This is a genomic window from Cupriavidus agavae (genome assembly GCF_004217045.1).
Lineage (GTDB): Bacteria > Pseudomonadota > Gammaproteobacteria > Burkholderiales > Burkholderiaceae > Cupriavidus > Cupriavidus agavae.
Map to the genome: position 1 here is coordinate 813,004 of NZ_SGXM01000001.1, position 25,766 is coordinate 838,769.

21 protein-coding genes and 2 tRNA genes are annotated in these 25,766 nt (G+C 67.4%); 10 read left to right on the forward strand and 13 right to left on the reverse strand.

Translation table 11 applies throughout. The features are described from left to right. Positions 1–41 precede the first annotated feature (41 nt). Positions 42–2,162, reverse strand: a complete 2,121-nt coding sequence (gene ppk1, locus EV147_RS03750) for a polyphosphate kinase 1 (RefSeq protein ID WP_130389768.1) — start codon at positions 2,160–2,162, stop codon at positions 42–44. A gap of 122 nt (positions 2,163–2,284) precedes the next feature. Here ppk1 and ppx point away from each other — a divergent pair, with 122 nt between their 5' ends. Further along, positions 2,285–3,817, forward strand: coding sequence for an exopolyphosphatase (ppx, locus tag EV147_RS03755; protein ID WP_130389769.1), 1,533 nt, complete (start codon positions 2,285–2,287; stop codon positions 3,815–3,817). A gap of 83 nt (positions 3,818–3,900) precedes the next feature. Here the strand turns inward: ppx and EV147_RS03760 are convergent, their stop codons facing one another. From EV147_RS03760 to infA, 3 genes are all read right to left on the reverse strand, one after another. Next, positions 3,901–4,746, reverse strand: a complete 846-nt coding sequence (locus tag EV147_RS03760; RefSeq protein WP_130389770.1) for a GNAT family N-acetyltransferase — start codon at positions 4,744–4,746, stop codon at positions 3,901–3,903. Positions 4,747–4,983: 237 nt separating this feature from the next. Next, complete coding sequence (locus tag EV147_RS03765) at positions 4,984–5,460, reverse strand: SixA phosphatase family protein (protein ID WP_130389771.1); 477 nt, start codon at positions 5,458–5,460, stop codon at positions 4,984–4,986. 196 nt (positions 5,461–5,656) lie between these two features. After that, entirely contained in the window at positions 5,657–5,878 is a 222-nt protein-coding gene (gene infA, locus EV147_RS03770) for a translation initiation factor IF-1 (protein ID WP_008641674.1), read from the reverse strand. A 615-nt stretch (positions 5,879–6,493) separates the two neighbouring features. Here infA and EV147_RS03775 point away from each other — a divergent pair. Then, entirely contained in the window at positions 6,494–6,694 is a 201-nt protein-coding gene (locus EV147_RS03775) for a hypothetical protein (RefSeq protein ID WP_130389772.1), read from the forward strand. 217 nt (positions 6,695–6,911) lie between these two features. Here EV147_RS03775 and EV147_RS03780 read toward each other — a convergent pair. Then, positions 6,912–6,988 (reverse strand) — tRNA-Pro (locus tag EV147_RS03780). 430 nt (positions 6,989–7,418) lie between these two features. Here EV147_RS03780 and EV147_RS03785 point away from each other — a divergent pair. The 5 genes from EV147_RS03785 to EV147_RS03805 all read left to right on the forward strand — a co-directional run bounded on the left by EV147_RS03785 (position 7,419) and on the right by EV147_RS03805 (position 13,854). Beyond that, a complete protein-coding gene (locus EV147_RS03785; RefSeq protein ID WP_130389773.1) occupies positions 7,419–8,690 on the forward strand; it encodes a GGDEF domain-containing protein in 1,272 nt (423 codons plus the stop codon). 100 nt (positions 8,691–8,790) lie between these two features. Beyond that, positions 8,791–8,867, forward strand: a tRNA-Arg gene (locus EV147_RS03790). Positions 8,868–8,977: 110 nt separating this feature from the next. Beyond that, on the forward strand, positions 8,978–10,627 hold the full coding sequence (locus tag EV147_RS03795) for a phospholipase D-like domain-containing protein (protein ID WP_130389774.1): 1,650 nt from the start codon (positions 8,978–8,980) through the stop codon (positions 10,625–10,627). Positions 10,628–10,643: 16 nt separating this feature from the next. Then, positions 10,644–11,966, forward strand: a complete 1,323-nt coding sequence (locus EV147_RS03800) for a hypothetical protein (protein ID WP_130389775.1) — start codon at positions 10,644–10,646, stop codon at positions 11,964–11,966. Positions 11,967–12,147: 181 nt separating this feature from the next. After that, complete coding sequence (locus EV147_RS03805; RefSeq protein WP_130389776.1) at positions 12,148–13,854, forward strand: hypothetical protein; 1,707 nt, start codon at positions 12,148–12,150, stop codon at positions 13,852–13,854. Positions 13,855–13,948: 94 nt separating this feature from the next. Here EV147_RS03805 and EV147_RS03810 read toward each other — a convergent pair whose 3' ends face one another. From EV147_RS03810 to EV147_RS03820, 3 genes are all read right to left on the reverse strand, one after another. Beyond that, the gene (locus EV147_RS03810) at positions 13,949–14,266 is read right to left on the reverse strand and encodes an NIPSNAP family protein (RefSeq protein WP_130389777.1); all 318 of its coding nucleotides are present in this window, start codon (positions 14,264–14,266) and stop codon (positions 13,949–13,951) included. A 39-nt stretch (positions 14,267–14,305) separates the two neighbouring features. Continuing rightward, entirely contained in the window at positions 14,306–15,280 is a 975-nt protein-coding gene (locus tag EV147_RS03815; RefSeq protein WP_130389778.1) for a Bug family tripartite tricarboxylate transporter substrate binding protein, read from the reverse strand. Positions 15,281–15,387: 107 nt separating this feature from the next. After that, positions 15,388–16,290, reverse strand: a complete 903-nt coding sequence (locus EV147_RS03820; protein ID WP_235844596.1) for a helix-turn-helix domain-containing protein — start codon at positions 16,288–16,290, stop codon at positions 15,388–15,390. Positions 16,291–16,442: 152 nt separating this feature from the next. Here EV147_RS03820 and EV147_RS03825 point away from each other — a divergent pair, with 152 nt between their 5' ends. Beyond that, positions 16,443–18,194, forward strand: a complete 1,752-nt coding sequence (locus EV147_RS03825) for a RecQ family ATP-dependent DNA helicase (RefSeq protein ID WP_130389779.1) — start codon at positions 16,443–16,445, stop codon at positions 18,192–18,194. Here the strand turns inward: EV147_RS03825 and EV147_RS03830 are convergent. The 3 genes from EV147_RS03830 to EV147_RS03840 are packed head-to-tail and all read right to left on the reverse strand — an operon-like array spanning position 18,119 to position 20,511. After that, positions 18,119–19,462, reverse strand: coding sequence for a sensor histidine kinase (locus EV147_RS03830; protein ID WP_130389780.1), 1,344 nt, complete (start codon positions 19,460–19,462; stop codon positions 18,119–18,121). The two genes, EV147_RS03825 and EV147_RS03830, sit on opposite strands and share 76 nt — an antisense overlap. Next, positions 19,459–20,130 (reverse strand): response regulator, encoded by a 672-nt coding sequence (locus tag EV147_RS03835; protein ID WP_130389781.1) that lies wholly within the window; start codon positions 20,128–20,130, stop codon positions 19,459–19,461. The genes EV147_RS03830 and EV147_RS03835 overlap by 4 nt, the downstream gene beginning before the upstream one ends. Positions 20,131–20,139: 9 nt before the next feature. Further along, positions 20,140–20,511, reverse strand: coding sequence for a PepSY domain-containing protein (locus tag EV147_RS03840; RefSeq protein ID WP_235844597.1), 372 nt, complete (start codon positions 20,509–20,511; stop codon positions 20,140–20,142). Positions 20,512–20,598: 87 nt separating this feature from the next. On the opposite strand from EV147_RS03840, the gene EV147_RS25890 reads away from it, so the two are divergent. Both EV147_RS25890 and EV147_RS03845 read left to right on the forward strand, forming a co-directional pair. Beyond that, the gene (locus tag EV147_RS25890; RefSeq protein WP_157994660.1) at positions 20,599–20,742 is read left to right on the forward strand and encodes a hypothetical protein; all 144 of its coding nucleotides are present in this window, start codon (positions 20,599–20,601) and stop codon (positions 20,740–20,742) included. 94 nt (positions 20,743–20,836) lie between these two features. After that, the gene (locus EV147_RS03845; protein ID WP_198680166.1) at positions 20,837–21,937 is read left to right on the forward strand and encodes a glycosyltransferase family 9 protein; all 1,101 of its coding nucleotides are present in this window, start codon (positions 20,837–20,839) and stop codon (positions 21,935–21,937) included. Between the two features lie 31 nt (positions 21,938–21,968). On the opposite strand, the gene EV147_RS03850 is transcribed toward EV147_RS03845, so the two are convergent. Both EV147_RS03850 and EV147_RS03855 read right to left on the reverse strand, forming a co-directional pair. After that, the gene (locus EV147_RS03850; protein WP_130389783.1) at positions 21,969–24,095 is read right to left on the reverse strand and encodes a TonB-dependent receptor; all 2,127 of its coding nucleotides are present in this window, start codon (positions 24,093–24,095) and stop codon (positions 21,969–21,971) included. 123 nt (positions 24,096–24,218) lie between these two features. After that, positions 24,219–25,676, reverse strand: a complete 1,458-nt coding sequence (locus EV147_RS03855) for a PepSY-associated TM helix domain-containing protein (RefSeq protein ID WP_235844598.1) — start codon at positions 25,674–25,676, stop codon at positions 24,219–24,221. Positions 25,677–25,766: the final 90 nt, after the last annotated feature.

Consider the following 25,766-nt stretch of genomic DNA (forward strand, 5'->3'; position numbering starts at 1 on the left):
TTTCTCCCCTTTCCCGCAAGCGGGAGAGGGGAGAAACCTGATCAATTCCCGAACGTTGCCAGCAGCTCCACCTGGCTGACCCGTTGCTCCTTCGCGCGGGATGGCCGCCGCACGTACTCGCCGCCGGGTTGCATGATCCAGGCAGAAGCATTGTCGCGCAGATGCACCTGCAGCCCTTCCTTGATGACGCGGGCCTTCAGCGTGCGGTCCAGCACCGGAAACGCCACTTCCACGCGCCGGAACAGGTTGCGGTCCATCCAGTCCGCGCTCGACAGATACAGCACGTCGTTGCCACCAGCGTGGAAGTAGTAGACGCGGTGGTGTTCCAGGAACCGGCCGACGATCGAGCGCACCGAGATATTCTCCGACAGCCCCGGCACGCCCGGCCGCAGCGCGCACACGCCGCGCACGATCAGGTCGATCTTGACTCCGGCGCGCGACGCCTTGTACAGCTCGTCGATGATCGTCGGCTCCAGCAGTGCGTTCATCTTGGCGATGATCCGCGCGCGCTTGCCGGCGCGGGCGTGGCGGGCCTCGGCGCGGATATGGTCGATCAGGTTGCTGTGCATCGTGAACGGCGACTGCCAGAGGTGGTTCAGCCGGATCGTGCCGGCCGTTCCCGTCAGCAGCTGGAACACGTGGTGCACGTCCTCGCAGACGCGCTCGTTGGCGGTCAGCAACCCGAAATCGGTGTACAGCCGCGCCGTGCGCGGGTGGTAGTTGCCGGTGCCCAGATGCGCGTAGCGGCGCAGCACGGCCTGCTTGGCCTTGGGCCCGGCCGCCTCGCGCCGCACGATCAGCAGCAGCTTGGCATGGCATTTGTGGCCCACCACGCCGTACACCACATGGGCGCCGGCCGATTCCAGCCGCTCGGCCCAGTTGATGTTGGTTTCCTCGTCGAAGCGGGCCAACAACTCCACCACGACCGTCACTTCCTTGCCGTTGCGGGCCGCCGTCATCAGCGCCTCCATCACGGCCGATTCGTTGCCCGTGCGATAGACGGTCTGCTTGATCGCCACCACCTTGGGGTCCACGGCGGCGGCCTGCAGCAAGTCCAGCACCGACGCAAAGCTCTCGTACGGATGGTGCAGCAGCACATCGTGCTGGCGGATGGCCCCGAACATGCTGGCGCCGGGCGCAAACGCCTTGACCGGCGCCGGCACGTGCGGCGGATACTTGAGGGCAGGGCGGTCCACGAGGTCCGGGATCTGCATCAGCCGCACCAGGTTGACCGGGCCGCTGACGCGGTACAGGTCCTGCTCGGTCAGGCCCGATTCCAGCAGCAGCCGGCGCGACAGCGCGGGAGGCGTGTCGGACGAGACTTCCAGCCGCACCATGTCGCCGAAGTGGCGCGTGGGCAGTTCGCCCTGCAACGCCTCGCGCAGGTCGGTGATGTCGTCTTCGGACACGAACAGGTCCGAGTTGCGCGTCACGCGGAACTGGTAGCAGCCCTGCACGTCGATGGCGGGGAACAGCTCGTGCACGAACGCCTGCATGAACGACGACAGCATCACGAAGCCATAGGCGTAGCCAGACAGCTTCTCGGGCATGCGCACGACCCGGGGCAGGGCGCGGGGCGCCTGCACGATCGCCAGGTCGGCATTGCGGCCGAAGGCGTCCTTGCCGGACAGCTCGACGATGAAGTTCAGGCTCTTGTTCAGCACGCGCGGGAACGGGTGCGCGGGGTCGAGCGCGATCGGCGTGAGCACCGGGCCGAGCTCGCGCGAGAAGAAGTCGTGGGCCCACGCGCGCTGCGCGTCGGTCCAGGTGCTCATCAGGTGAAAAAACACGCCCTCTTTCTCGAGGGCGGGAAAGATCACGTTCTGCAGCATGTCATACTGCGAGGCCACGAGCCGCTGCGTACGCTCGGTGACAAGCTGGTAGGTCTGCTGGAACGAGAGGCCGTCAGGGGTCAGCCCCGACGCGTTGTCCCGCATCTGTTCCTTCAGCCCGGCCATGCGGATCTCGAAGAACTCGTCCAGGTTGCTGGACACGATGCAGATGAACTTCAGCCTTTCCAGCAACGGGACATTGGGGTCGGCGGCTTGCGCAAGGACGCGCGCGTTGAATTCCAGGATGCCCAGCTCGCGGTTCAACAGCGTGCCGGGCGGTGTCGTCGACATGTCTAAAACCTTGTTTTGGCGATATGGCGACTTTTTCATAGAATCGTGTCAAATTGATGACACTTTGATTTTGTCATGATGCGGACATGACAGAGACATAATCTTTCAGGTTTGGCCCCCCATGTTCCCAGAAGGGGCCCACCCTGTGCAACACGTACGCGATGACACAAACTCCCCGCTTGCTGGCCGCCGTCGACATGGGCTCCAACAGCTTCCGCCTGATGATCGGGCGGGTGGATGAGACCCCCACGGCGTCAGGCCCCGCCAGCCAGATCTTCCAGGTGGACGCGCTGCGCGAGCCCGTGCGGCTGGCTGCCGGCCTGACCCCGGACAAGTATCTGGACCAGCCGGCCCGCCGCCGCGGCATCGACGCCCTGCGCCGCTTTGGCGACCGCCTGCGCGACTTTGCCCCCGGGCAGGTGCGCGCCGTGGCCACCAACACGTTGCGCGTGGCCAAGAACGCCTCGGATTTCCTGATCGAGGCCGAGCACGCGCTGGGCTTCCCGATCGAGGTGATTGCCGGGCGCGAAGAGGCCCGGCTGATCTACCTGGGCGCGTCGCACGATGCGCCGGCCTGCCAGGGCAACCGCCTCGTGGTCGATATCGGCGGTGGCTCGACCGAGTTCATCATTGGCAGCGGCTATCAATCCAAGCTGATGGAAAGCCTCTACATCGGCTGCGTCTCGCACAGCCGCTCGTTCTTCCCGAGCGGCAACGTTGACGAATACGCGATGAAGCAGGCCGAACTGGCCGCCCGCCGCGAGATTCAGGTGCTGGTGCGCCAGTACAAGGCCGCCGGGTGGCAGCAGGCGGTAGGTTCGTCGGGCACCGCGCGGGCGCTGGCCGAGTTGATCGAACTCAACGGCATGAACGACAGCGCCTCGGAGCACGGCATCACGCGCGAAGGGCTGGAGCGCCTGAAGCGCGCGCTGATCAAGGCCGAGAACACCAACCGCGTGAAGCTGACCGGCCTCAAGGCCGACCGCATCCCGGTGCTGCCGGGCGGCCTGTCGATCATGCTCGGCGTGTTTGCCGAACTCGATATCGACCGCATGGATGTGACCGACGGCGCGCTGCGCCTGGGCGTGCTGTACGACCTGCTGGGCCGCAGCCATCACGAGGACATGCGTACCGTCACGGTGGACCAGTTCATGCGGCGCTATGCCGTGGACCGCGCGCAGGCCACGCGCGTGGGCCACGCCGCGCGCGAGCTGCTGGCGCAGTTTCCCGAGCCGCGCAACGAACGCCGCGAGGACAATCTCGCACTGCTGGGCTGGGCCGCCAGCCTGCACGAGATCGGCATGTCGATCTCGCACAGCGGCTATCACAAGCACTCGGCCTATATCTCCACGCATGCCGACATGCCCGGTTTCTCGAAGACCGACCAGGCGCGGCTTGCCACGCTGCTGCTGGGCCATGCCGGCAAGCTCGGCAAGCTCTCCGGCAGCGGGCGTTTTGTCGATTGGCGCATGCTGTTCAGCCTGCGTCTGGCGTTTGTACTATGCCGCCGGCGCGGGGACATGAAGCTGCCGGCGATCCAGGTCAAGCAGCGGTCCGACGAACTCGACGAGGGTTTCGAGGTGCGCCTGCCGAAAGCGTGGATCGAGTCGAACCCGCTCGTGGAGTACAGCCTGGCGCAGGAAGCCGACGAGTGGGAGCGCGTGGGCAAGCGCTACAAGGTGGTGTACGTCTGAGCTTCCTCCCGCGCCCGGCGCGGCAGGCAATGAAAAACGGCGACCGAATGGTCGCCGTTGCCGTTTCTTGATGCCGGTGCAGCTTACTTCAGGCCGAGGAAGTGCCGGGCATAGCGCGGATTCATGTCGCGCACGCGCAGCAGCGTCAGGAAGTCGGCCACGTTGAAATCGGGATCCCACGCCGGCAGGCCGCAGATCTTCGCACCCAGGCGCAGGTAGCCCTTGATCAGTGCCGGCGGTTCCACGTCGAGCGTCTGGTTCAGGTCGTCCACCGGCAGCGGCAGGCGGGGGAAGGCGTGGTATTCGATCGGTGCCAGCGACTTCTCGGCGAACTGGCGATAGAGGCTGGCCGCGTAGTGGCCACCGTCGCTCATCGGGACGCTGGCGCAGCCCAGCATCGATTCGAGGTTGTAACGCTGCAGGTATTCGCCAAGGCCGCCCCAGAGCGCCATGATCACGCTGCCCGAGCGGTAGTCGCGGTGCACGCACGAGCGGCCCAGTTCCAGCATCTTGGGCCGCAGATGGGCCAGGCGGACGAGGTCGAACTCCGATTCGGCGTACAGGCAGCCGATGCGCTTGGCCTGGTGCGGCGGCAGCACGCGGTACGTGCCCACCACCTTCAGCGTTTCCTGGTCGCGCACGATCAGGTGGTCGCAGTAGGCATCGAACATGTCGACGTCGGTCTCTGCGGCGGTCGACTGCAGCCGGGCGCCCATTTCCTCGGCAAAGACCTTGTAGCGCAGGCGCTGGGCCTCGGCTACTTCGTCCTGGTGACGTGCCCACGCCACGCTGAAAGCAGGCGCCGGAGCTTGAGTCTGGGTTTGGTGCTGTGCTGGCTGACGAGGAAGACGCCTCCGCGCCGACTGGCCAGACAGGCCAGTGGGCAGGGAGTCGAACAGCGGCTGGGTAGGCGTCGGAAGGTCTCGCATCAGTGTGTGTCCTTTCGGTGACGAAACGGCTTCGAAACAATGTAGAGAGGCCGGGTGACAGCGCCGTGAACCGATGATGACCGTTCCATGACCGAGAACTGCAGGCCGGCGCACAATGCGTCAACCATAGGCCACGCCTGGATTTTCGGCCATGGCCGATCCCTGAAAATGACGGAAATGTGGCGAAACTGTGACGACACTGGGGTACGCCAGCGTGCGAAATCGAAACGAATCTGACTAAAGGAAATCTGGCTGGATGACCGCGCGCAGCACGACCTGGGCTTCGGTTTCGCGGGTGCGGGCGGCCAGCCACCAGATGCCGCTTTTCTTGACGTTCCAGCTCATCTCGTGGCCCGCCAGCAGCAGGCTGGCAAGCTGGCCGATCCAGGGCTGGTGCCCGACCACGACCGTGTGTTCGTGGCCCTGCGGCCAGTCGATCGCGGCCAGGATGGCGCCCACGTCGGCGCCGGGTGCGAGGCTGTCGATGATCTCGGCATTGCCCGACAGCGCCGCCGCCGTTTCGCGCGTGCGCAGTGCGGGGCTGCAGACCACGCGATAGTCGGCCGGCAGATGGCTGCGCAACCATGCCGCGGACTGCTCGGCCTGCTTGCGCCCGCGACGCGTGAGCGGGCGTTGCAGATCCGCGCTGCGCGAAATGCTCAGCGCAGCGGGCAGGTCTTCCGCTTCGGCGTGGCGCCACAGGATCAGGTTCATAGGGGAGCGGAGGGCGGTCCTCCGGCCTTGGACTGAATTCGAGTATGGAGAAGCGCGATGGCGCCTGCAAGACGCGGCGCCAAAAAACAAAACGGGCCATCCGGGGCGCTTGGCCCACGGATAGCCCGTCAGTGTCGGCAGCGGCGATGTCACCCGCGTGACAGCGGGAGTCGCCACTCAGGCCGGTACGGCGAACTCAGGACTTGTGGCGGAAATTGATGCGACCCTTGGTCAGGTCGTACGGCGACATTTCCAGGGTGACGCGATCGCCGGCCAGGATACGGATGCGGTGCTTCTGCATCTTGCCCGAGGCGTAGGCCCAGATTTCCACACCGTTTTCCAGCGTGACGCGATAACGGTTGTCGGGCAGGGCTTCCGACACCACGCCACCAAATTCAATGAGTTCTTCCTTAGCCAATCTGTTTCCTTTCTGGCAGCCAGCTGCTGGCTGCATGAAGTTAGTGAGTATCCTGTAGACGCCGGCTGGCCGTGCGGAACAGGCATCGCCGCCAAGGCGACCGCCGCATCGCCACATGGCGACTGCCGCATCGTCCTTTGGCGACCGCCGCGCACATTACCACCACCCGGAGGCAAGTCGACGGGCCTGGCCGGATGCGCGGGGCGCTCCTGCCGGGCGGGTCAGGTGAATCGTGAAGGGGCGCGGATTTCCCAGACGATTGCCTTGCCGCAAGCAGCCGCGCACAGGCGCGGTCGTGACATCACGGGGACAGCGGGCAAGGTGCTTCCGGGCGGATAACCGGTCTGGCGAAACTCCCAAATGGGGCCGGACAACCCGGTTTCCAGCACGCCTGGCGACGCGCTCCCGGTTACAGGGCATGCTCAGACACCCCGAAACTGACGCGCGATTGTAGCACGTCGCGACCGTCTTCGCAGGCGCCCCCGGCCTCCCGGCCCTCCACCAGATGGATGACCCTGCGGCAGTAGTTTCCTTAACACCCATCAGGCAGAATCGCGCCCGCCCGGTACTGCGCGGCGATATCTACAAGAGACTCAGGGAACGGGAAAATAAGAAATGTGCGCGATTCTCGCCTTGCTAGCCTGCATTTTCCTCGGCGCACCGCTCGAATGGTATGGCGTGGGCGCCATCTGCGCGATCTGGGATCTGTTCCGGGCTGCGGAACTGCGCAAGCAGGTAAGGTTGCTGGAGGCGCATATCGAAGAATTGGAGGCGCCTGTCGTGATACTGCGTGAGGAAGCGGCAGTAGCCGTCTAGTCCGCCAGCCCGGCGCCGTCTGCTGCCATCAGGGCCCAGATAATGAGCAGCGGTACGGTACATGTCCACCGTACCCATTTGCGGCGCGCATGGGCAGACAGCGCCCATAAAGCCAGCAGGCAGGCGAGCACCAGCGCGGAACACGCCAGAACGAAAAAACGGCCTACGTCTTGCGACGTAAGCCGTTGATTCCACTGCCTTTTACCACTGCAAATACTGGTCGGAGCGATAGGATTCGAACCTACGACCCTCTGATCCCAAATCAGATGCGCTACCAGGCTGCGCTACGCTCCGAAGCCGGCGATTCTATCCTGATCGCGGGTCTGCGGTCAATTGGCATCGGCGGGCGGTGGAGCCGGGTGGGCGGGGGAGGGTGGGCGGTGTCGGCACCCCGCTTCAGGCGGGACGGTTTTGGCTTGACTTGGTGCGTCGCGCTGACATAATCCGCACACCGCAAAACGGTCCGACCCGGCGCCTCGCGCCGGGCATTGCAGTACCCACCCGGACCCGGTCCCGACCAACAGAACAATGGCATGCCAGCCCCGCTTTGCGACGCGTCGGCTGCGCCGTGCCTGCCTTGCCCCGCCCGATGCGCATGCATCGCCGGCAACGGGGCAACCGGACCTGCGGCAACAGAACAGGACGGCCCTTCGCAGGCCGCGAATCAGAAGGCAAGGCGGCGCCGCGCGGAGCGCCGGCAATGCCTTTGTGAACGGGAATGAAGATGTTTCAGTCGCAGGTGGTGGTGCTGATCGCAGGCTTGTTTGCGCTGCAGATGGCGATCGTCTGTGCCGTATTGCGGCGCTCGGCAGGCATGGAGCGCAGCGGGCTCACGTCGTGGGCCATCGGCGACCTGATCGTGGCGCTGGCGGTGGTGCTGCTGGCCGCCCACGCGTACCGGCCCGAGTGGCCGCTGAGCGCGCTGCCCGAGTTGGCGCTGACCGCCGGGCTGTCGCTGATGGTCTATGGCACGCGGCACTTCGTTGGCAAGCCGGGGCGTGGCCTCGTGCTGGCGCTGTTGAACCTGCCCGGAATCGGCGCGCTGGCGTTGCATGCGGGGCAGGGAATCGGGCAGATCTGGTCGGGCGCCGCCTCGGGCGCGGCTGTGCTCGAAGGGATGCCGGCGGTGGCCGGGCTGGCGCTGGCGGCGTCGGTGGCGCAGGTGCTGCTGCTGCTCGAACTGCTGCGCGTGGCGCTGCCGCGGCTGCCGGCCAAGCGTGGCACGGGCCGGCTGGCGGTGCTGTCGCTGGTGCTGGTGGCGCTGGCCTGCACGCTGCTGGCTGGCGCGCAGGCGTGGCCTCCGCTCTCCACGCTGGTCGATGGCCACCCGCTGCCGCTGCCGGAGCAGCGCGACGGCGTCACCGTCTGGTTCGTGTTCGGCGTGGTGGGCCTGTCGGTCAGCTTCGCGCTGATGGCGCACGACCGGCTGCGCCGGATCATCGAGCGCCGGGCGCGCCATGACGACCTGACCGACGTGCTCTCGCGCGGCGCGTTCTGGGAGGAGCTGGAACTGGCCTGCAAGCGCGCCGAGCGGCAGCGTACGCCGTTCACCGTGGCCTTTATCGATCTCGACCACTTCAAGGCCATCAACGATCTGTACGGCCATCTGGCCGGCGACAGCGTGCTGCGCCATTTTGCCGGGCTGCTGCGCAAGGCCGCGCCTGCGCGGGCCGTGCTGGGCCGGCTCGGCGGCGAGGAATTCGCCATGGTGATGCCCGATGTCACGCTCGAAACCGGCCGGGCCATCAGCGTGCGGCTTGGTGCGTCGGTCCGCTCCACGCCGTGCCCTTCGGAGCCCGATCCGATCGCCTATACGATCAGCGTCGGCATGGCCGAGCGCCAGGCTGGCGAGAACGCCGACGCCGTGATGCGGCGCGCCGACCGCGCGCTCTACGATGCCAAGCAGATGGGCCGCAACTGCGTGTCGTCGCACGACACCGCCGAGCCGGCGGGCATGCCGCGCCGGCCCCGTGTGCGCGAGCGCGAGCCGTCCTGACAGCGTGCCGAGCCGCCGGTGCCGGGAGCAATTTCCGCGGCGCGGGCGGTGAGGTAGAATGCACGCCTTGCCGCCAAGGCAGGCCCGGAAAATGGCCGATCCGCCCTTAGCTCAGTTGGATAGAGCACTCGCCTTCTAAGCGAGCGGTCAGAGGTTCGAATCCTCTAGGGCGGGCCAACATCCCCCCCTCCCACTCTTGTCCTGCGCGCCAACCGCCTTGCGCGCCACTCCAGTATTTCTCCCAGACGTCGATATTCGTTATTCGAACCGACCAATGGGAGTTGCTTGTGAAGCTGAAATGCGTGACCGGGCTAGTCACGATGACCTGTGTCCTGCTGAGCCATGCGGCGTTGGCATCCACCGTGGGGCAGGGCATCATTTCCGATCTGCGCGCTGGCCAGTTCTCGGCCAAGCGCAGCGTGTGGAGCGTCAACAAGCTCGCCAGCACCGATGCCATCGGCATTTATCAGGTGCCGTTCTTCAAGACGGCCCAGCCGACCGTGGCGGACTGCACGAAGGTGGTGGAACCCTGCCTGGACGAGAAGCTGCTGCTGACCCAGCCGGGCATGAATTTCGTCCGGCAGTACAACCAGCTGATCCAGTCTGCCGAAAACTACGTCGATATTGCCAGCCTGGATTCCCAGGACGGCCTGATGCTGGACAATATCCGCGCCGCGCTGGGCGCCCTGGCACGCAAGAACAAGCCCATCACGGTGCGCGTGATGTTTGGCTCGGTGCCGGAACTGCTCAATTTCCGCGTTCAGAATAATCCGAAGTCCGCCGCCGATACGCTCAAGTACATCACGCGTGATATTCCGGCCTCGTCGCCGATGAAAGTATTCGTGGGGATGTACCGCTCCGGTTATCTGGGGCGTTCATGGAACCACGCCAAGATTCTGTCGGTGGACGGCGACAGCGTGATTATCGGCGGGGTCAACTTCCTCGATGGCGATTTCAAGTCGGCCGGTTATGTGAGCAGTATCAACCCGGTGAACGACATGTCGCTGGGCTACCGCAGCGCCGGCCTGGGCGTGCCGGCGAGCAAGTTCCTCGATAACGAATGGGACCTCGTCTGCAAGCAGGCCAAGGACGCCGAGAAGAGCATTCTCTGGGCCGCCACGGCCCTGTGGACCCGCAGCGGCCGGCCGTCGTGGGATCTGCAGCGCTTCCAGAACGGCAATATCTACGAGACCGGCTGCCCCGACAAGCTGGCAAGGGGTTTCGACTTCACCAGCAACCACGCACCGCAGGACGATCCGAACGCCGACTACGCGATCTCGCTGGGCCGGCTGGGCGATGTGGCGGACTGGGAGCAGGACGCTTCGGACGTGGCGCAGGTCAGCATGATCCAGCGCGCCCATTCGTATGTGCGGATTTCCCAGCAATCGCTCTACAACAATGCGCTGAGCAAGCTGGATGCGAATACACCGGGTTATCTCACCGTGGTGCCGTTTCCGCGCAAGGTCCTGATGGCGCTGTGCGGCGCGATGGGGCGCGGGGTCAAGGTGCAGGTCATGACGTCCGGCGAGAAAGGACACCCGGGAACCTATCCGTACAGCCCGCCGCTGGGTCGCGAGGTGGCGTATCCCGCATACGCCTCCATCGCGGAACTGAAGGGGTATCTGAAGGAGTTCGGCGGCTGCCAGCCGGGCCTGGTCGAAGACGCGAAGCTGCTCGAAATCCGCACCAACTGGAACAAGGCGGCAGCCAACGCCGCCGCGGCCAGCTATACCCATTTCCCGAACCACTCGAAGGTGGTGATGGTGGACAGCCTGAACAGGGGCACGGGGCAGGTGGACGGCAAGCTGGTGTATGTCGGCTCGCATAACACCTACGACCAGTCTCACGCGGAGTACGGCGTCATCGTGGATTCCCAGCGTTTTGCCGATCGCATGGACGAGGAATTCTGGCAATACAACTGGAACAACGCTAAGTAATCCGCCCGGACCGATCATGAAGAAACATATCCTGACCCTCATGGCCGCTGCATTCGTGGCGGCGTGCTCCTCTGGCGATGACGGAAAATCCGCCGACGACTGGGAGAAAACCGCTTCGCCGCTGGTGGTGACCGACGCTTCTCCCGAAGCCCGCAATTCCATCGACGCCATTTCGCTCAATGCCGGCCTCGAAAACGGCAAGCAACTGTTCCTGCTCGGCGGCAATCGCGCCATTTCGTTCTGGACCGGCAGCAACTGGGTCAACGTGACGCCGCCGGCCAGCCTGGTGGGCGCCGTGGAAGACCTGCTGTCGTTCGTGGTGCGCCCGGACGGTAAGACGGCCTGGGCCGCCACCACCAGCGACCGCATCCTGTTTTTCGATGGCGCGGGATGGTCCGATCTGAACCTGGCCTCGTGCATGGATACGGCCAACACCGATGTGATCGATACATCATTCGATGTGAAGTCGAACGCCATCGCGCTGCTCAACGACGCCGGCACCATCTGCGAATACCGGCTCGACCAGAAAAAGTGGCGTTCGATGAACGTGGCGGTTGGCACGGCCGACCCCAGCGAGTTGACGCTGAGCATGATTGCCGAGGATGGCAGCTTCTACCTGCTCAATACCGATGGCGGCATGATCCAGTTCGATGCGGCGGGCGTGGGCCGGGACATCAGCGCGGGGCTCGATTTCTCGCACCACATCGTGCCGGGCGGCGACGGCTTCAGCGTGGGCGGCCAGGCGAACGAGGTGGTGGTCTTCGACGATGTGGCCAACGACTTCTATCGCCGCGTCGACGGCAAATGGCTGGCGTCGGGCCTGAACCTCGCGCGGTTCAACGCCACCGACGTGGTGGAGCGGCGCTACGGCTTTGGCTCCAACAAGGAGCTGTACATCGTGGCGGCCCTGAACAACAACAAGGTGGCGGCCTACCGCGACGGCACGTGGCGCGAAGTGCCGGTCAGCATCGCCAGCGACGAAGACATCTCCATGGTGTTCGGCACCATGAACGGCAAGGACCCCAAGGTGCTGATCGGGGCCACGCGCGGCGAGGTGGCCGAGTACTTCCTGCACGACCTGGTGAATGGCTCGACGGCGAACCTGTCCGCAGATCGGCCGGACGTGACGCGGATCGTCGCCAGCGCCGATCTGGGGACCGTATTCGGGATGACCGAATCCGCGCAGATCTTCCAGTTCGAGCCCAAGGACGGGCGCTGGAGCGCCACGGGCTTCGACATTGGCAGCTTCGGCGCCAACGGCATCATGAGCGCGGTGGTCACCAACGACGGCGTGCTGAGCATGGGCCTGAGTAACGGCGAGGTGGTGGTGTTCGACTGAGCCATCGGAGGCCGCAAATCTACCTGCCCGGCAGTGCGGCCTCCTGCCTTGCGTGTCACTTTTTCAAAGCCGGCACAATTGCCTAAAGTGCCAAACGCGTTGGCCGTTAGGTTTCAGACGCCGTCGCCTGTCCCGTGGGGAAGCGCGCGGCCTGGAGCAACCAACGCTAGAGGCAAAGTCGATGTTCGAAACGTATTTGAGAGGGACGGCCCGGGCAGCCGTGCTGGCCGCCGTGGCCACCACGCTGCACGGCTGCGGTGGCGGTGACGATGACAAGAAGGTGGAAGCCACGCCGAACACGCAGCTGGCAAGCTGCAGCGGCATGGAAGACGTGCAGGCGGTGACGGGCTATCCGGTCTACACGGTCAACGCCGCCAGCTACGATGCCTGCGACGTGGCCAAGCACTATGTGGCCGGCTACGCCATCGTCTCCGACGAGGATATCGACCCGTGGGCGGCCGGCGACAAGACCGGCGGTTTCCAGCAACTGAGCCCCACCGCCGTCAAGGACCCGACCCCGGGCGACGAACTGGTCATCAGCACGATGCCGGCAGCCGCCCCGGCCGATTCCGAATCGGTGCCGCACACGCGCTTCGTGCTGGCCCGCTCCGCCGACACCAACTACACACCGGTCACCTGCGAGATATCGGGCGACGAAGCGGCCCTGCAGAGCGGCCTCGAGAAGTGCCTCGCGCCGCTGCGCGCCCCGGCGCCGGCTGCCTCGCAAAGCGTGATGAAGGCGGTGAGCGCGGCAGAGAACACCGTGGTCAGCGCCGATCCCGATCCGAAGGCCTGGACCATGCTCGGCAAGGGCCAGAAGACGTACTCCACCACCACCAATGGCCACAAGGACTGGTGGCACGGGCAGGCGGCTTCCGGCAACGTGACCGTCAACATGAGCCTGTACCGGCTGAACTCGGTCAATCAGGTGGACTATTACCTGGCCAAGATCCAGTGGTCGAGCACGCCGTATGCGTCCGTGACCTGCTCGAAGACGATCTGCGGGTACTACAACAACGACTCGTCGCTGAAGATCGACCTGAAGGTGAACCGCGCGGGCAAGTCCATCCGGGGCGAGGTGGTCAGCTACGCGCCGACCACGCTGCCGCGCACGACCACCACCACGTCGAAGATCGGTGCCAACCTGACGGTGGGCGAGAAGGGCGGCGCGGGCGTGAGCAGCGAGGTGTCGCAGTCGTACTCCTACCAGTCCGTCAGCATCGTGGCGTCCAACCAGGACAACATCCTGACGTTCTCGCGGTATCACGCCACCGACACGGGCAGCCTGTTCAGCTCCGGCGACCTGTTCACCAACGCCGAAACCACGGTCGGCAATGTCGATACGCCAATCTGGGCGCTGTTCCAGGTGCCGGCCGGCTCGGCCGACGTGGCTGACGACGTGTCGCTGAACGTGACGGACCTGTCCGGCAACTTCGGCTTCTTCGTCGAGCCCGGCCTGTTCCTGCCGTCCTCGGTCGGCGTGAACCTGTACGGCTACCGGACCGCCAACGCCATTTCGGAGACCTACTCGCCGCCGATGTTCGGCGCCGTGGTGTCCGATGGCGCCGGCGGCACCAAGCCGGTCACGCTCGATACCGAGAACCCGATCCGCCTGAAGCCGGAAGAGACGTTCCGGATCGACGTGAAGGCCGGTGACGCCAGCACGCCGTACCGCCTGCAGTGGCAGGTGACCGATGCGCCTGACTGGCTCACGCTGTCGCCCTCCAAGGGCAGCGACCGCAGCGGCAACCAGCCGCTGGTGATCCGCGTGGCGAAGACCGCCCCGGTGGGCAGCTTCGGCTACATCAAGATCAACACCACGCCCAAGGGCGCGGCGCCTTCGGTGCGCGATGGCGACCTGCACATTCCCGTGCTGATCGTCCAGTAAGCGGGCGCGGCGAAAAGCCGCGCAGGCAGCAAAAAAAGGGGAGTGAGGCTGGTGCCTCCTCCCCTTCAGTATTTCCAGGTCCTTCCCGACGCGCTTACGGCTGGAAGAACGGTACCGGCGTCATCAGCTTGTTCTCCTGGCTGACCAGAAAGCCGGCCTCGGCGCTGATTTTCAGGTAGCCGGCCCAGGCCGGGTCCTTCTGCAATGCCTGGCGCCTGGCCTCGCGGTCGGCGGCGCTGGCATAGACCCAGATGTGGGTGTAGCTGTTCACGTCGCCGGTTTCGGTCTGCATGTACGCCAGCGGCTTGCCGAGGTGGCGGCTCTGGGTCTCGTAGCCGTGCTCGGCATACAGCGCCAGATGTTTCTTGATCGTGCCGGGGCGGCAGGTGTAGGTGCGGACGTCGTACAGCATGAGGCTTCCTTGAATGCTCGAATTGGCGAAAATATGAGGTCAGTCGACGCTGGCGCCGGACTGCTTGACCAGTACCGCCCAGCGCGCCACTTCCTGGTTCACGTACTTCTGGAACGCGGGCTGGTCGTCACCCACCGGGTCGGCGCCCAGGCCCTTGAGGCGGTCCTTGACGGCCGGGTCGGCCACGCTCTGGACGATGGCCTGCGAGAGCTTCTCCACGGCTGCCGGCGGCGTGCCGGCCGGCACGAACAGGCCGAACCACGAGCGCATGGTCATGCTGGGGTAGGGCGTCTCGCCGAACGCGGGCACGTCGGGCAGCGCGGCATGGCGCCTGGTGCCGGTCACGGCCAGCGGCTTGAGCTTGCCGGCCTGCACCTGCGAGAGCACCTCGGGCAGGTTGGCGAACATCACCTGCACCTGGCCGCCCATCAGGTCATTGAGCGCCTGCGAGCCGCCCTTGTACGCCACGTGCTGCATCTTTGCGCCGGTCAGCGTGCTGAACTGCTCGCCGGCCAGATGGGAGGCGGTGCCCGTGCCGCCGGAGCCGTAGTTGACCTTGCCGGCGTTGGCCTTGGCGTAGGCGGCGAGTTCGCTGGCCGATTTCGCGGGCACTGACGGGTTCACCACCAGCAGCAGCGGCACCGAGGCCAGGTTCGACAGCGCGACGAAATCCTTCGTGAGGCTGTAGTTGAGCTTCTGGTAGAGCGAGGCGTTGATGGCGTGGCTGGACGTGGCCATCAGCAGCGTGTAGCCGTCCGGCTCCGCGCGGGCCGCCGCCACGGCGCCGATATTGCCGTTGGCGCCGGCCTTGTTCTCCACCACCACTGACTGGCCGAGCTTCGCCGACATGGCCTGCGCCACGGTACGGGCGATCACATCGGTGGCGCCGCCGGGGGCGAACGGCACGATCACGCGCAATGGGCGGTCCGGGTACTCGGCAAACGCGTGGAACGAGGTGGCGGCAAGTGCGGCGGCCACGACAAGGCCCCGCCAGCGAACGGCTGCTTGATACATCTGAAGTCTCCTGCGTGTCTGGTTTTGTTCTCTGGAGACACTTTACGCAGCCGCGCGGCGGCCGCGTTAGGACAGTTCAGACGTTGTGTTGCACTTTTTTGCGCGCCTCATTCGAGCGGCCGGCAGTGCTTGCGCCGGAAATCGCCCGGGGTCAGCCCGGTCTGTTTCTTGAAGAACCGGGCGAAGTAGGCCGGGTCTTCGATATTGAGCCGGAAGGCGATCTCGGCAATGCCGGTCTCGGTATTGCTTAGCCAGCGCTTGGCCTCCAGCAGCACGCGTTCCTGGATCACCTGGCTGGCCGTGCGGCCCATGGTCTGCTTGACCGCGTCGTTGAGCTGGCGCTCGCTGACGCAAAGCGCCTCGGCGTACTGGCCCACGGCGCCAAAGCGCAGGTAGTGCGTTTCCACCAGCATCGTGAAGCGCCGCGCCAGCGCCTGGCGCGGGCCGGACTCGCCAGCCTGCTGGCTTTCCGGGCAGAGCCGGCGCAGCCGTGTCAGCAGGATCAGCAGGTTGGCCTGTACCACGTCGGCAAAACCGGTCTCGCGCTCGCGTGCCTCGCGCTCCATTCCGGCCAGCAGCGGCAGCATGGCGTCGTGCTGGTCCGGCGTCAGGTAGAGCGCGCTGTTGCCGCGCGTGGGGTGGTAGAACGGGAATTTCGCCACGTCGTCGGCGCGCGGGAACATCCGGGCGAAGAAGTCGATGCTGAAGTTCAGCACATAGCCATAGGGCTTGACCGACGACGTCCAGGCGTGGACCTGCCCCGGCGAGAGAAAGAACACCGAATGGTCGCGCACGTCGAAATGCGCGAAATCGAGCATATGCGTGCCGCTGGCCCGCGTCATCCAGAGCAGGTGGTAATAGTTATGCCGATGCAGGAAGCCGCGCGGGATGTCGTCGCGGTCTTCCAGCCGGACGAGGTCGAAATAGAACGCGCCATCGTCGGCGGCAAACTCCGACGTCTCGAAGGTGGGAAATTCACCGGAGCGGGCGGAGGGCAGGGCTTCGGACAAACGGCGGTTCCTTGCGATGGCGAATGCTGGATCGAGCATCATCGTATCGCAAAATCTTCAAAAAGCCGCCGATGGGGCCAGTCGGCGCGCCAGGGCGGCCAGGGGCACGGTTATTGCTGCACGGGGTGGCATCCACCACGCCGCATCGCAATATGGCCAAGTCGCCCCCTCCCGCCCTGCCTGCCAACCTGATGCCACTGTTGCGCGAACGCTTCGGCGTGACGCGGCTGCGCCCGGGGCAGGCCGAGGTGCTCGCCAGCGTGCTGCATGGCGACGACACCATCGCCGTGATGCCCACGGGCAGCGGCAAGTCGCTCTGCTTCCAGTTGCCGGCGCTGCTCGGCGACGGGCTCACCGTCGTGGTCTCGCCATTGATCGCGCTGATGCAGGACCAGGCCGGCAAACTGGCCGATATCCACCTGCCGCCCGCCGTGGTCAACAGCGCGGTGGGTGACGCCGCGCTCGGCAGCCTGGCCGAAGGCGGCGAGCGCATCCTGCTGACCACGCCGGAGCAGTTGCAGGACGCCGGGGTCATGGCTGCCCTGCGCGGCAACCGCGTGGCGCTGTTCGTGGTGGATGAGGCGCATTGCATCTCGCAATGGGGCCATGATTTCCGGCCCGCCTATCTGGGGCTGCGCGACGCCATCGCGGCGCTCGGACGGCCGCCGGTGCTGGCGCTGACCGCCACGGCCACCGAGGCGGTGGTCAAGGACATTGCCGACCGGCTGGGCCTGCGCCGCCCGCGCGTCGTCCGCACGCCGCTGTTCCGGCCCAACCTGGCCTATGCCGTCGAGCACGTGTCGGGCGAGGCGGCACGGCTCGACGCGGTGCGGCGGCTCGTGGCGGAAGGCGGCGAGATGGCGGGCGGCAGCGGCATCGTCTACACGGCGACCGTGTCGATGGCGGAAGCGCTCCACCGGATGCTGGGCGAGGCCGGTACCGGCGTGGCCCTCTACCACGGCCGCCGCACCGCGGCCCAGCGTCGGTCCGCGCAGCAGGCATTCATGGCCGGCGACGCCACGGTGATGGTGGCGACCAACGCCTTCGGCATGGGGATCGACAAGCCCGACGTGCGCTACATCGTCCACGCGCAGTGCCCCGGCAGCCTCGACGCCTACTATCAGGAGTCGGGCCGGGCAGGGCGCGACGGCGAGCCCGCGCGCTGCACGCTGGTGTTCGACGAGAAGGACAAGCGCATCCAGCAGTTCTTCCTGGCCAACCGCTACCCGGCCGCGCCGGACCTGCGCCAGATGGCCGCTGCGCTGCGCGGGGAGCCGCTGGCGCTGCCGGCGCTGCGCGAGGCACTGCCTCGGATCGGGCTGCGGCGGCTGCAGGTGGGGCTGCAGATGCTGGGGGATTTTGGCATCGTGCAGCGCGACCGGCGCGGCCGGTTCTCGCTGGTGACGCCAAGCCAGGACGGCGTGGACCACATCGCGGCGCGCTACGAGACCCGCAGCCGCGAGGACCGCGCCACGCTCCAGGCGATGCTCGACTACGCGCGCAGCGGCGGCTGCCGGTGGGCCTTGCTGCTCGACTACTACGGCGATGCCGAGGCTCCCGAGCGCTGTGGCACCTGCGACAGTTGCCGGCGCATGGCAGACATCGCCATGCCCGCCAATGCCGATGCTGCCCCGGCGCCGCTGCCGGCCCCGACCTCGATCCCCATCCTGACCCCGCCGGCGCTCCCGTTTGCCGAGGGCGATCTCGTCCGCGCGCGGCGCTTCGGCAACGGCACCGTGGTCGGGGTGTCGCAGGAGTGGGTCGAGGTCAGTTTCGATGACGGCGCCGTGCGGCGCTTTCTGGCGAAATTCCTACGTCCGGCGCCGGGTCAGGCCGGACGGAAGCGCAGCGTCACGGCGAGCCCACCCAGCGCCGAGGTGCCGAGCGCCAGTTCGCCGCCGTAGAGCACGCAGATATCGCGCACGATGGCCAGGCCGAGGCCGCTGCCATCGGCCGACTCATCCAGCCGGGCGAACGGCTGCACCGCGTGGCGCATGGCCTCGGGCGGCATGCCGGGGCCGTCGTCCTCGATGCGGATCGCGATGCCGCCGCCGTCCTCGTCGCCCCCGTGCGACACCAGTGTTACCGCCACCACGCCGCGCGCCCAGTGCCAGGCGTTGTCGAGCACGTTACCTAGTATTTCTACGAGATCCTGCCGGTCGCCGGCGAAGTCCGCGTCGCCGGCGAGCCGGAACGCGATCGCCCGGCCGGCATGCAGCCGTTGCAGGGCCCGCACCAGCGCTTCCACGGCGGGGCGCACCGGCACCACGCTGCCACGCGCAGCGCCTCCGGCACCGGCGGCACGCGCGCGGGCCAGGTGGCGGTCCACCTGCTGGCGCATCGCGCTCACCTGCTGGAGCACGCCATGCGAGGCGGCCTCGGGTAGCGCCTCGGCATTGTTGGCGAGGATCGCCAGCGGCGTCTTCACGGCGTGCGCCAGGTCGGCGGCCTGCCGGCGCGAGCGCTCCACGGCCTGCTGGTTGCGCGCGAGCAGCAGGTTGATCTCGTCGACGAGCGGCTGTACCTCGCGCGGCCACGCGCCCGGCAGCGCTGCGCTGTGCCCGGTGTGCAGCGCCGCCACGGCCGCGCGCAGCCGCGACAGCGGCGCCAGCCCGAAGCGCACCTGCGCCCATACGGCGCCAAGAATGCCGAGCCCGAGCACGCCCAGCGACAGCCACAGCAGATGGCGGAACGACCGCTTGGCCTGCCGCAGCTCGGTGCGGTCCAGTGCCACGGTCACGTCGACGAAGGCATCGGCGCCGGCCAGTTGCAGGCGCCGCGTCTTGACCAGCAGCGATTGCTGTTTCGGGCCGATGCGCACCTCGGCATCGCCGATGCCCACGCGCCGCTCCACCGCCGTGGGCAACTCCACGTCCCACAGCGAGCGCGAGCGCAGCGTCTGGACCCCGGCCGAGGCCTGCCAGTAGGCGCCCGAGTAGGGCAGTTCGAAGCGCGGATCGGCCGGCTGGCGCGTCAGCTCCAGCGTGCCGTCGGCGCGCCATTCGAGCGCGGCGGCCAGGCTGGTCAGGTCGCGGTCGAGTTCGGTGATGTAGGTGCGGTCCACGTGGCGGCCAAACAGCGCGTCGAGCGTCCAGCCCGTGGTGCAGAGCGTGCCGGCGATCCACAGCGCGGCGATGGCGAGCAGGCGCCGGGCGAGCGATTTCTGCTTCACCGCGGCTCCGCGGGCGCGCGCAGGCGGTAACCCAGGCCGCGCACGGTCTCGATCACGTCGACGGCCAGCTTGCGCCGCAGCCGCCCGACGAAGACCTCGATGGTGTTGCTGTCGCGATCGAAATCCTGCGCGTAGATGTGCTCGGTCAGCGTGGCCTTGCTGACGATCTCGCCCGGATGGTGCATCAGGTAGTCGAGTACCTTGAACTCGTGCGCGGTCAGCGGCACCGGCGTGCCGTGCACGCTCACCTGCCCCGTGCCGGGCACCAGCCGCAGCGGCCCGCACGCCAGGGCGGGCGCCAGCCGGCCGGCCGAGCGGCGGATCAGCGCGCGGATGCGCGCCAGCAGTTCCTCGATGCGGAACGGCTTGGCCAGGTAGTCGTCGGCGCCGGCGTCGATGCCTTCCACCTTCTCCACCCAGCCGTCGCGTGCGGTCAGGATCAGCACCGGCACGGCGTTGCCGGCCTGGCGCCAGCGCCGCAGCACTGACAGGCCATCGAGCCGGGGCAGGCCCAGATCGAGCACGATGGCGTCATAGGGGTGCTCGCTGCCAAGGTGCGCGGCGTCAACGCCATCGGCGGCGTGGTCCACGGCGTAGCCGGCCCGCGCCATGGCCTGCACCAGTTGCGCGGCCAGTTCGGCCTCGTCTTCGACGATCAGGATGCGCATGGCGTCAGGTCAGGGTCGGGGCTTGCGGGCCTGGTCGAGATCGTGGCCCCTGGCCTTGAGCAGCGTGGCGTCGCGGGCGTCGTATTCGAGCTTGGCCACGGCGCTGGTGGGCAGCAGCAGCTTGACCTCGTACTTCCAGATGCCGTCGTCGCGGTCGAGCTTCACGTCGATCACGTCGCCGGCGTACTGGCGCGACACGGTATCGAGGATGCGCGACAGCGGCAGGATCTCGCCCGAGCGCAGCGCGGCCCGGGCGCGGTCGGCGTCGGTATCGGCGTGGGACAGGCCGGCCAGTCCGGCGGCGCCCAGCAGCAGGGCCAGCAGGGCGGCCCGGGCCAGGCGGCGCGGGGCGAAGAGAAGCGGGGGGCGGGGCGGGAACATGGTCGGCATTGTCGCGGGGGCAACCTGAACAGTACCTGAACAAGCTGCTCAGGTGCGGTTCAGGTGCCGGCAGGCACGATGCGGCCCATGACTCCCGCCGATTCCCGCGCCATGCTCCCTTCCGCCACCGCTCCCACCCTGCGCCACCTGGCCGCCACGCTGGGCTGGTACGCCCCGCTGCTCGTCGCGATGGCGGCTGCCGGGCTGCCGTTCTGGCTGCACGGCGCCTGACCGGGCCTTTGTGCGCTGCGCAACATACCCCCGTGCCTGCGCCGGCGGGGCGCCGCTACACTTTGGCGTCGGCCCGATTTCGCTGGAAGACCCCATGCCCGCCTTGAGACACCAAGCCTCGCCGCACGATACCCGACCGGACGCCATCGTCATCTTCCGGCTCGGCAGCCTGGGCGACACCATCGTCGCGCTGCCTTGCTTCCATGCGGTCCTGCGCCGCTTTCCGCATGCCCGGCGGGCGCTGCTGACCAATGTGCCGGTGTCGAGCAAGGCGGCGCCGGTGCTGGGCGTGCTCGGCAGCGACGGCCAGTTCGTCGATACCACGATCGAGTACCCGCTCGGCATGCGCTCGCTGGGCGGCCTGCTGGCCGTGCGCCGCAGCCTGCGCGCATTCGGCGCGCGCAAGCTCGTCTACCTGATGCCCGAGCGGCGCGGCCTGTCGGCGTGGCGCGACTGGGTCTATTTCCGGCTCTGCGGCTTTACCGAGATCCTGGCATTTCCGGCCGATCCGTCGATGCGGCACAGCCTGGTGGATGCCCATGGCGTCGAGGAGCCCGAAGCGAGCCGGCTCGCGCGCTGCTGCACGCCCGATTTCGGCCCGGTCGACCTGTCCGCCGCCGCCAGCTGGGACCTCAGGCTGACACCGGCCGAACGCGCACGCGGCCGCGAGGCCGTGGCGCACCTCGGCGCCGTGCCGCATATCGCCATCAACATGGGCGGCAAGGGTATCCAGAAGGATTGGGGCGTGCCGAACTGGACTTCCCTGATGGCCCGGCTTGCGGCACGCTGGCCCGGCCTGGCGTTGGTCACAGTAGGCGCCGGGGACGACCGGAGCCGCGCCGACGCGCTGCTCGTCGCCTGGCCCGGCCCCACCGCCAATCTCTGCGGCACGCTGACGCCCCGCGAATGCGCGGCGGCGCTCGGCGACTGCGCCGGCTTCATCGGCCACGATTCGGGCCCGATGCATCTGGCCGCCGCCATGGGCGTGCCCACGCTGGGCCTGTTCGGCGACTACAACCGCCCGGCCAAATGGCATCCGATGGGACCGAGCGTGGCGGTGATCCACAAGATGGAAGGGCTGGCGACGATCTCGCCCGACGACGCCGAGCGCGCCGCCGTGGCGCTGTTCGGCGCCCGTGTCGAGGCGGAGATGGCCGCCGCGCTGCACGAGGCGGTCTCCGCCAACGCCGCGTGATCCTTGCGCCGCACAGCAGCCGAACCGCGCCTCAGAACTTGTAGTTGACGGTCACCTCGAAGCGGCGCCCGGTGCCCTGCAGCCACTGCGTCGGGTTGTAGTAGGCCGAGGTCACGTACTGGCGGTCGAAGATGTTGAAGCCGCGCAGCGAGAGCGTGGTGTCCTTGCGCGGGCGCCATTGCAGCAGCACGTCGGTGGTCGTGTAGCCGGCCATTTCGAGCGTGTTGGCGCGGTCGGCGTAGCGCCGGCCCACGTAGCGGATGCCGGTGCCGGCGGTCCAGCCGGGCAGGAAGCGCCAGGTCAGCCAGACGTTGGCCAGCCGCTCGGGCACGTCGGTCGGCACGTTGCCGGCGCGCGAGACCGCCGCGCCGCCCACCGATTCGGTGAAGTCGTCATAGCGCGCCTGCAGCACGGCGGCATTGGCGTCGACGCGCCAGCCCGGCAGGAATTCCACGCCCACGGTGGCTTCCAGGCCCTTGGTGGACTGCTCGCCCACCTGCACGCTGAGCGAGGGATCGACCACGTCGCGCGTGACCAGGTTCTTCTTGACGATGCGGTACGCGGCCAGCGTCCATTCGCCCTTGTTGCCGAGAAAGTTCTGCTTGACGCCGGCCTCGATCTGGCGGCTCGTGGCCAGGCTGAAGTTGCTGTTGGCGGCAGACAGCATCAGCAGCGCGCTGACCGGGTCCGCCGCCTCGGAATACTGCGCGTAGACGGCCAGGTTCTCGGTCAGGTTGTAGACCGTGCCGGCGCGCCAGCCCACGTTCGAGAAGCTCTTGTCGTAGGATTGCTGGTTGGTCACCAGGTCATGGCGGCGGATGTCGGCGTGGTCGTAGCGCAGCCCGGCCAGCACCGACCACTTCGGCGTGATCTCCAGCCGGTCCTCGGCGAAGAACGCGTATTGCACCGCCTCGTTGTTGTACTTTGGTGCAGTTCCGGCGACGTTGATGAACAGGCCCCGGTCGAAGTTGTACGGATCGACGGTCGAGGTGCCCGAGTAGGGTGAGTTGTTGGTATGGCGGAACGACGCGCGGTTGACGTCGAAGCCGGCCGAGATCGTGTTCTGCATGCCGCCCAGCGCGTGGCGGTACACGGCGCTGGTGGTGTTGCCCACCTGCCACTGGTCGTGGAGGATCTCGGTGTAGCTGGAGCGTCCGATCAGTCCGCTGGCCGGCAGGTAGTTGTAGTACTCGGCATTGCGCCAGTGACGCTTGCTGTCGATGTAGTAGAGCCGCGACTGCACGGTCAGGCTGGCGCTCGGCGTCCATTTGGCCGCGAGTTCGGTCCACTGGTCGTCGTACTTGATCTGGCTGTCGGCGACGTTGTAGTTCTTGCGGCGCAGGCTGTCGTCCTGCTGGCCGTTGACCAGCGGCACGCCGAAATAGCGCTCCGGCTCCTGCCAGCCCTTGGCGTAGCTCAGTTTCAGGCTCAGTTCGGGGGTCGGGTCCCACTGCAGCGCGCCAGACAGCGTCAGGTCGCGCGAGCTGCCGAAATCGACCCAGCCGTCCGAGCGGTTGCCGCTGACGTCGAGCCGGTACGACCATGTCTCGTTGATCGCGCCGCCACTGCCGATGCCAAGCCGCTGCGTGTTGTTGCTGCCCACCGTGGCCTGGATCTCGTTCTCGATGGCACCGCGCGTGGGCTTCTTCGGCACCACATTGACCACGCCGCCGATGGCCCCTTCGCCATAGATCACCGAGGCCGGGCCGCGCAAGACCTCGATGCGCTCGACCGACCAGGTATCGAACGGGAACGTCACGCCGATGCCGCCGTACTGGCGCGTGCCATCGTAGAGCCGCATGACCGACGACGCATCGGTGAAGCCACGCGCCGACAGGGCCGCGCCGCCGTTGCCCGGATGGCCCAGGTTGGACAGGCCCGGCGCGCGGCTGATGGCGTCGACCACCGAGGCGTCGCCGCGCTCCTCGATCTGGTCGCGCGTGATCACGTCGACGCTGGCCGGCGTCTGCATCGGCGTCAGGCCAAGGTTGGAGCCGACCGAGGCCGGCTCCTGCAGCACCGTGGGCGCGCTGGCGGCATGCACGGTGACCGGTGCAAGCTGGTGCACCGCCGGTTCGGCGGCCGGTGCGGCCTGGGCAGTGGGAACGCCGAGCGCCGCAACGGCGGCCGCGATAGTTGTTTTTCGAATGAGGATCATCGACCTGCGTCTGTGCGCGCCCTTTCTGGCTCGAAGGACACGTTCTGGATTGAGCAGGTCATTGTAAGAACGCGCCGTGCGGCGGCCCATGTGACACGGCGCCGCATGTCGTCCACTGGATGGTCAGCGCCGCAGCCGGCGCCAGCCCACCACCACGCCGCTGACCGACATCACGAGTCCCACCACCGAAAGCAGCCACATCACCACGTCCCAGGCCGGACGGTGCTGCGTCAGCGCCACGAAGTCATAGCTGTGGGCGGCGTGGAACAGCCACCGGTAGAGGCGCCGGCTGTCATTGCCGCGTCCCTCCACCTGGCCCGTGGCCGGATCGATGTAGGCCAGCGTCTGGTCGGCATCGTCGAACGCCACGCGCAGCACCGGGAACCTGCGGCTGTGGTGATGGCTGTACCAGTAGAGGTCGGGGGCCGTCTGCAGCGTGGTGTCGGCCAGGCGGACGCCGGGCAGCAGCACGCCGGCGGCGCGGGCGAGGGCGGCGGTGTCGAAGGCCAGTGGCTGCCCCGTGCCGGGGTTCAGCACGCGCTGCGTGCCGTCGCGCAACACGGCCAGCGCAGCCGGCTGGCCGCCCACCCACGTCATGCGGATTTCCCGGACATCGCGCCCGCCGGCCACGGCCTGCCAGTCCGGCGCGGGAAACGTTGGCGCGGGATGGCCGCCGTAGCGTTGCAGCGCGGCAGCGTCGAAGCCGCGATGGTCGAACCACTGGTTCGGATTGACCGACAGCCAGCCGCTGACCAGCCAGAACAGCAGGAACAGCGCGCCAGCCAGCCCGGCGGCGTGGTGCCACGCCATCCAGCCACGATACGGCGACATGCCCGCCACGCTGCCATGGGCGAAGCGGCGCCGCACGCGCAGCCGCAGCCAGCCTATCCATATTCCGGAGATGGCCACGGCCAGGCAGGGCCCCGACGTCCACAGCACCACCTGGCGCCACAGCGGCGGGTCCTTGCGGATCGGCGTGAAGTAGAGCCAGTGCGGCACCGAACCGAGCCAGTTCCAGAATCGTTCGGCGCGGGCGGTATCGCGCATCACCTCACCGGTGCGGGCGGATACGTAGAGTTCGGTCCCGGCGTCGTCCTGGACCCGGAAATGGTGCAGCGGCCGCCATGGGTTGAGCCCGTTCGGCACGGTCCACTGATCGCGCTCGATGGTGTCGAGCCACGCCACGGGTTTGCCGGCGAACTGGCGCGCGGTGCGCAGCGCGGCGTCGGCATCCACCGCGCGGATCACGCGAGCGTCGGCGGCCGATACGGTGTGGGGCTCGCCTTTGGCGTCAATCATCCGGTAGACCGGCCCGTCGCCGCCCATCTCGACGCGCAGGCTGCGCGGAAAGGTGGCCAGCCCGGCCGCCTGCATCGCCGCGTCTGGCGAAACGGCGATGCCGGCAAGCGCGGCGCGGTCCAGCGGGGGCAGCCCGGCCAGCCGCTCGGCCTGGGTCAGCGCGGGAAACGGCACGTACATCATGACCAGCCCGGAGCCGAACCACATGGCGATCAACAGGCAGCCGGCGATGCCCATCCAGCGATGAATCAGGTACAGCCAGCGTTTTGTCTTGCTCCACACGGTGGGGGGCCTTGTTATGCGTCGGCCGCCATTTTAGGGGAGGGCGGCGCGGCCGGGCGCGGCACGTTGTCGCATGCCCTCGCCGGCCAT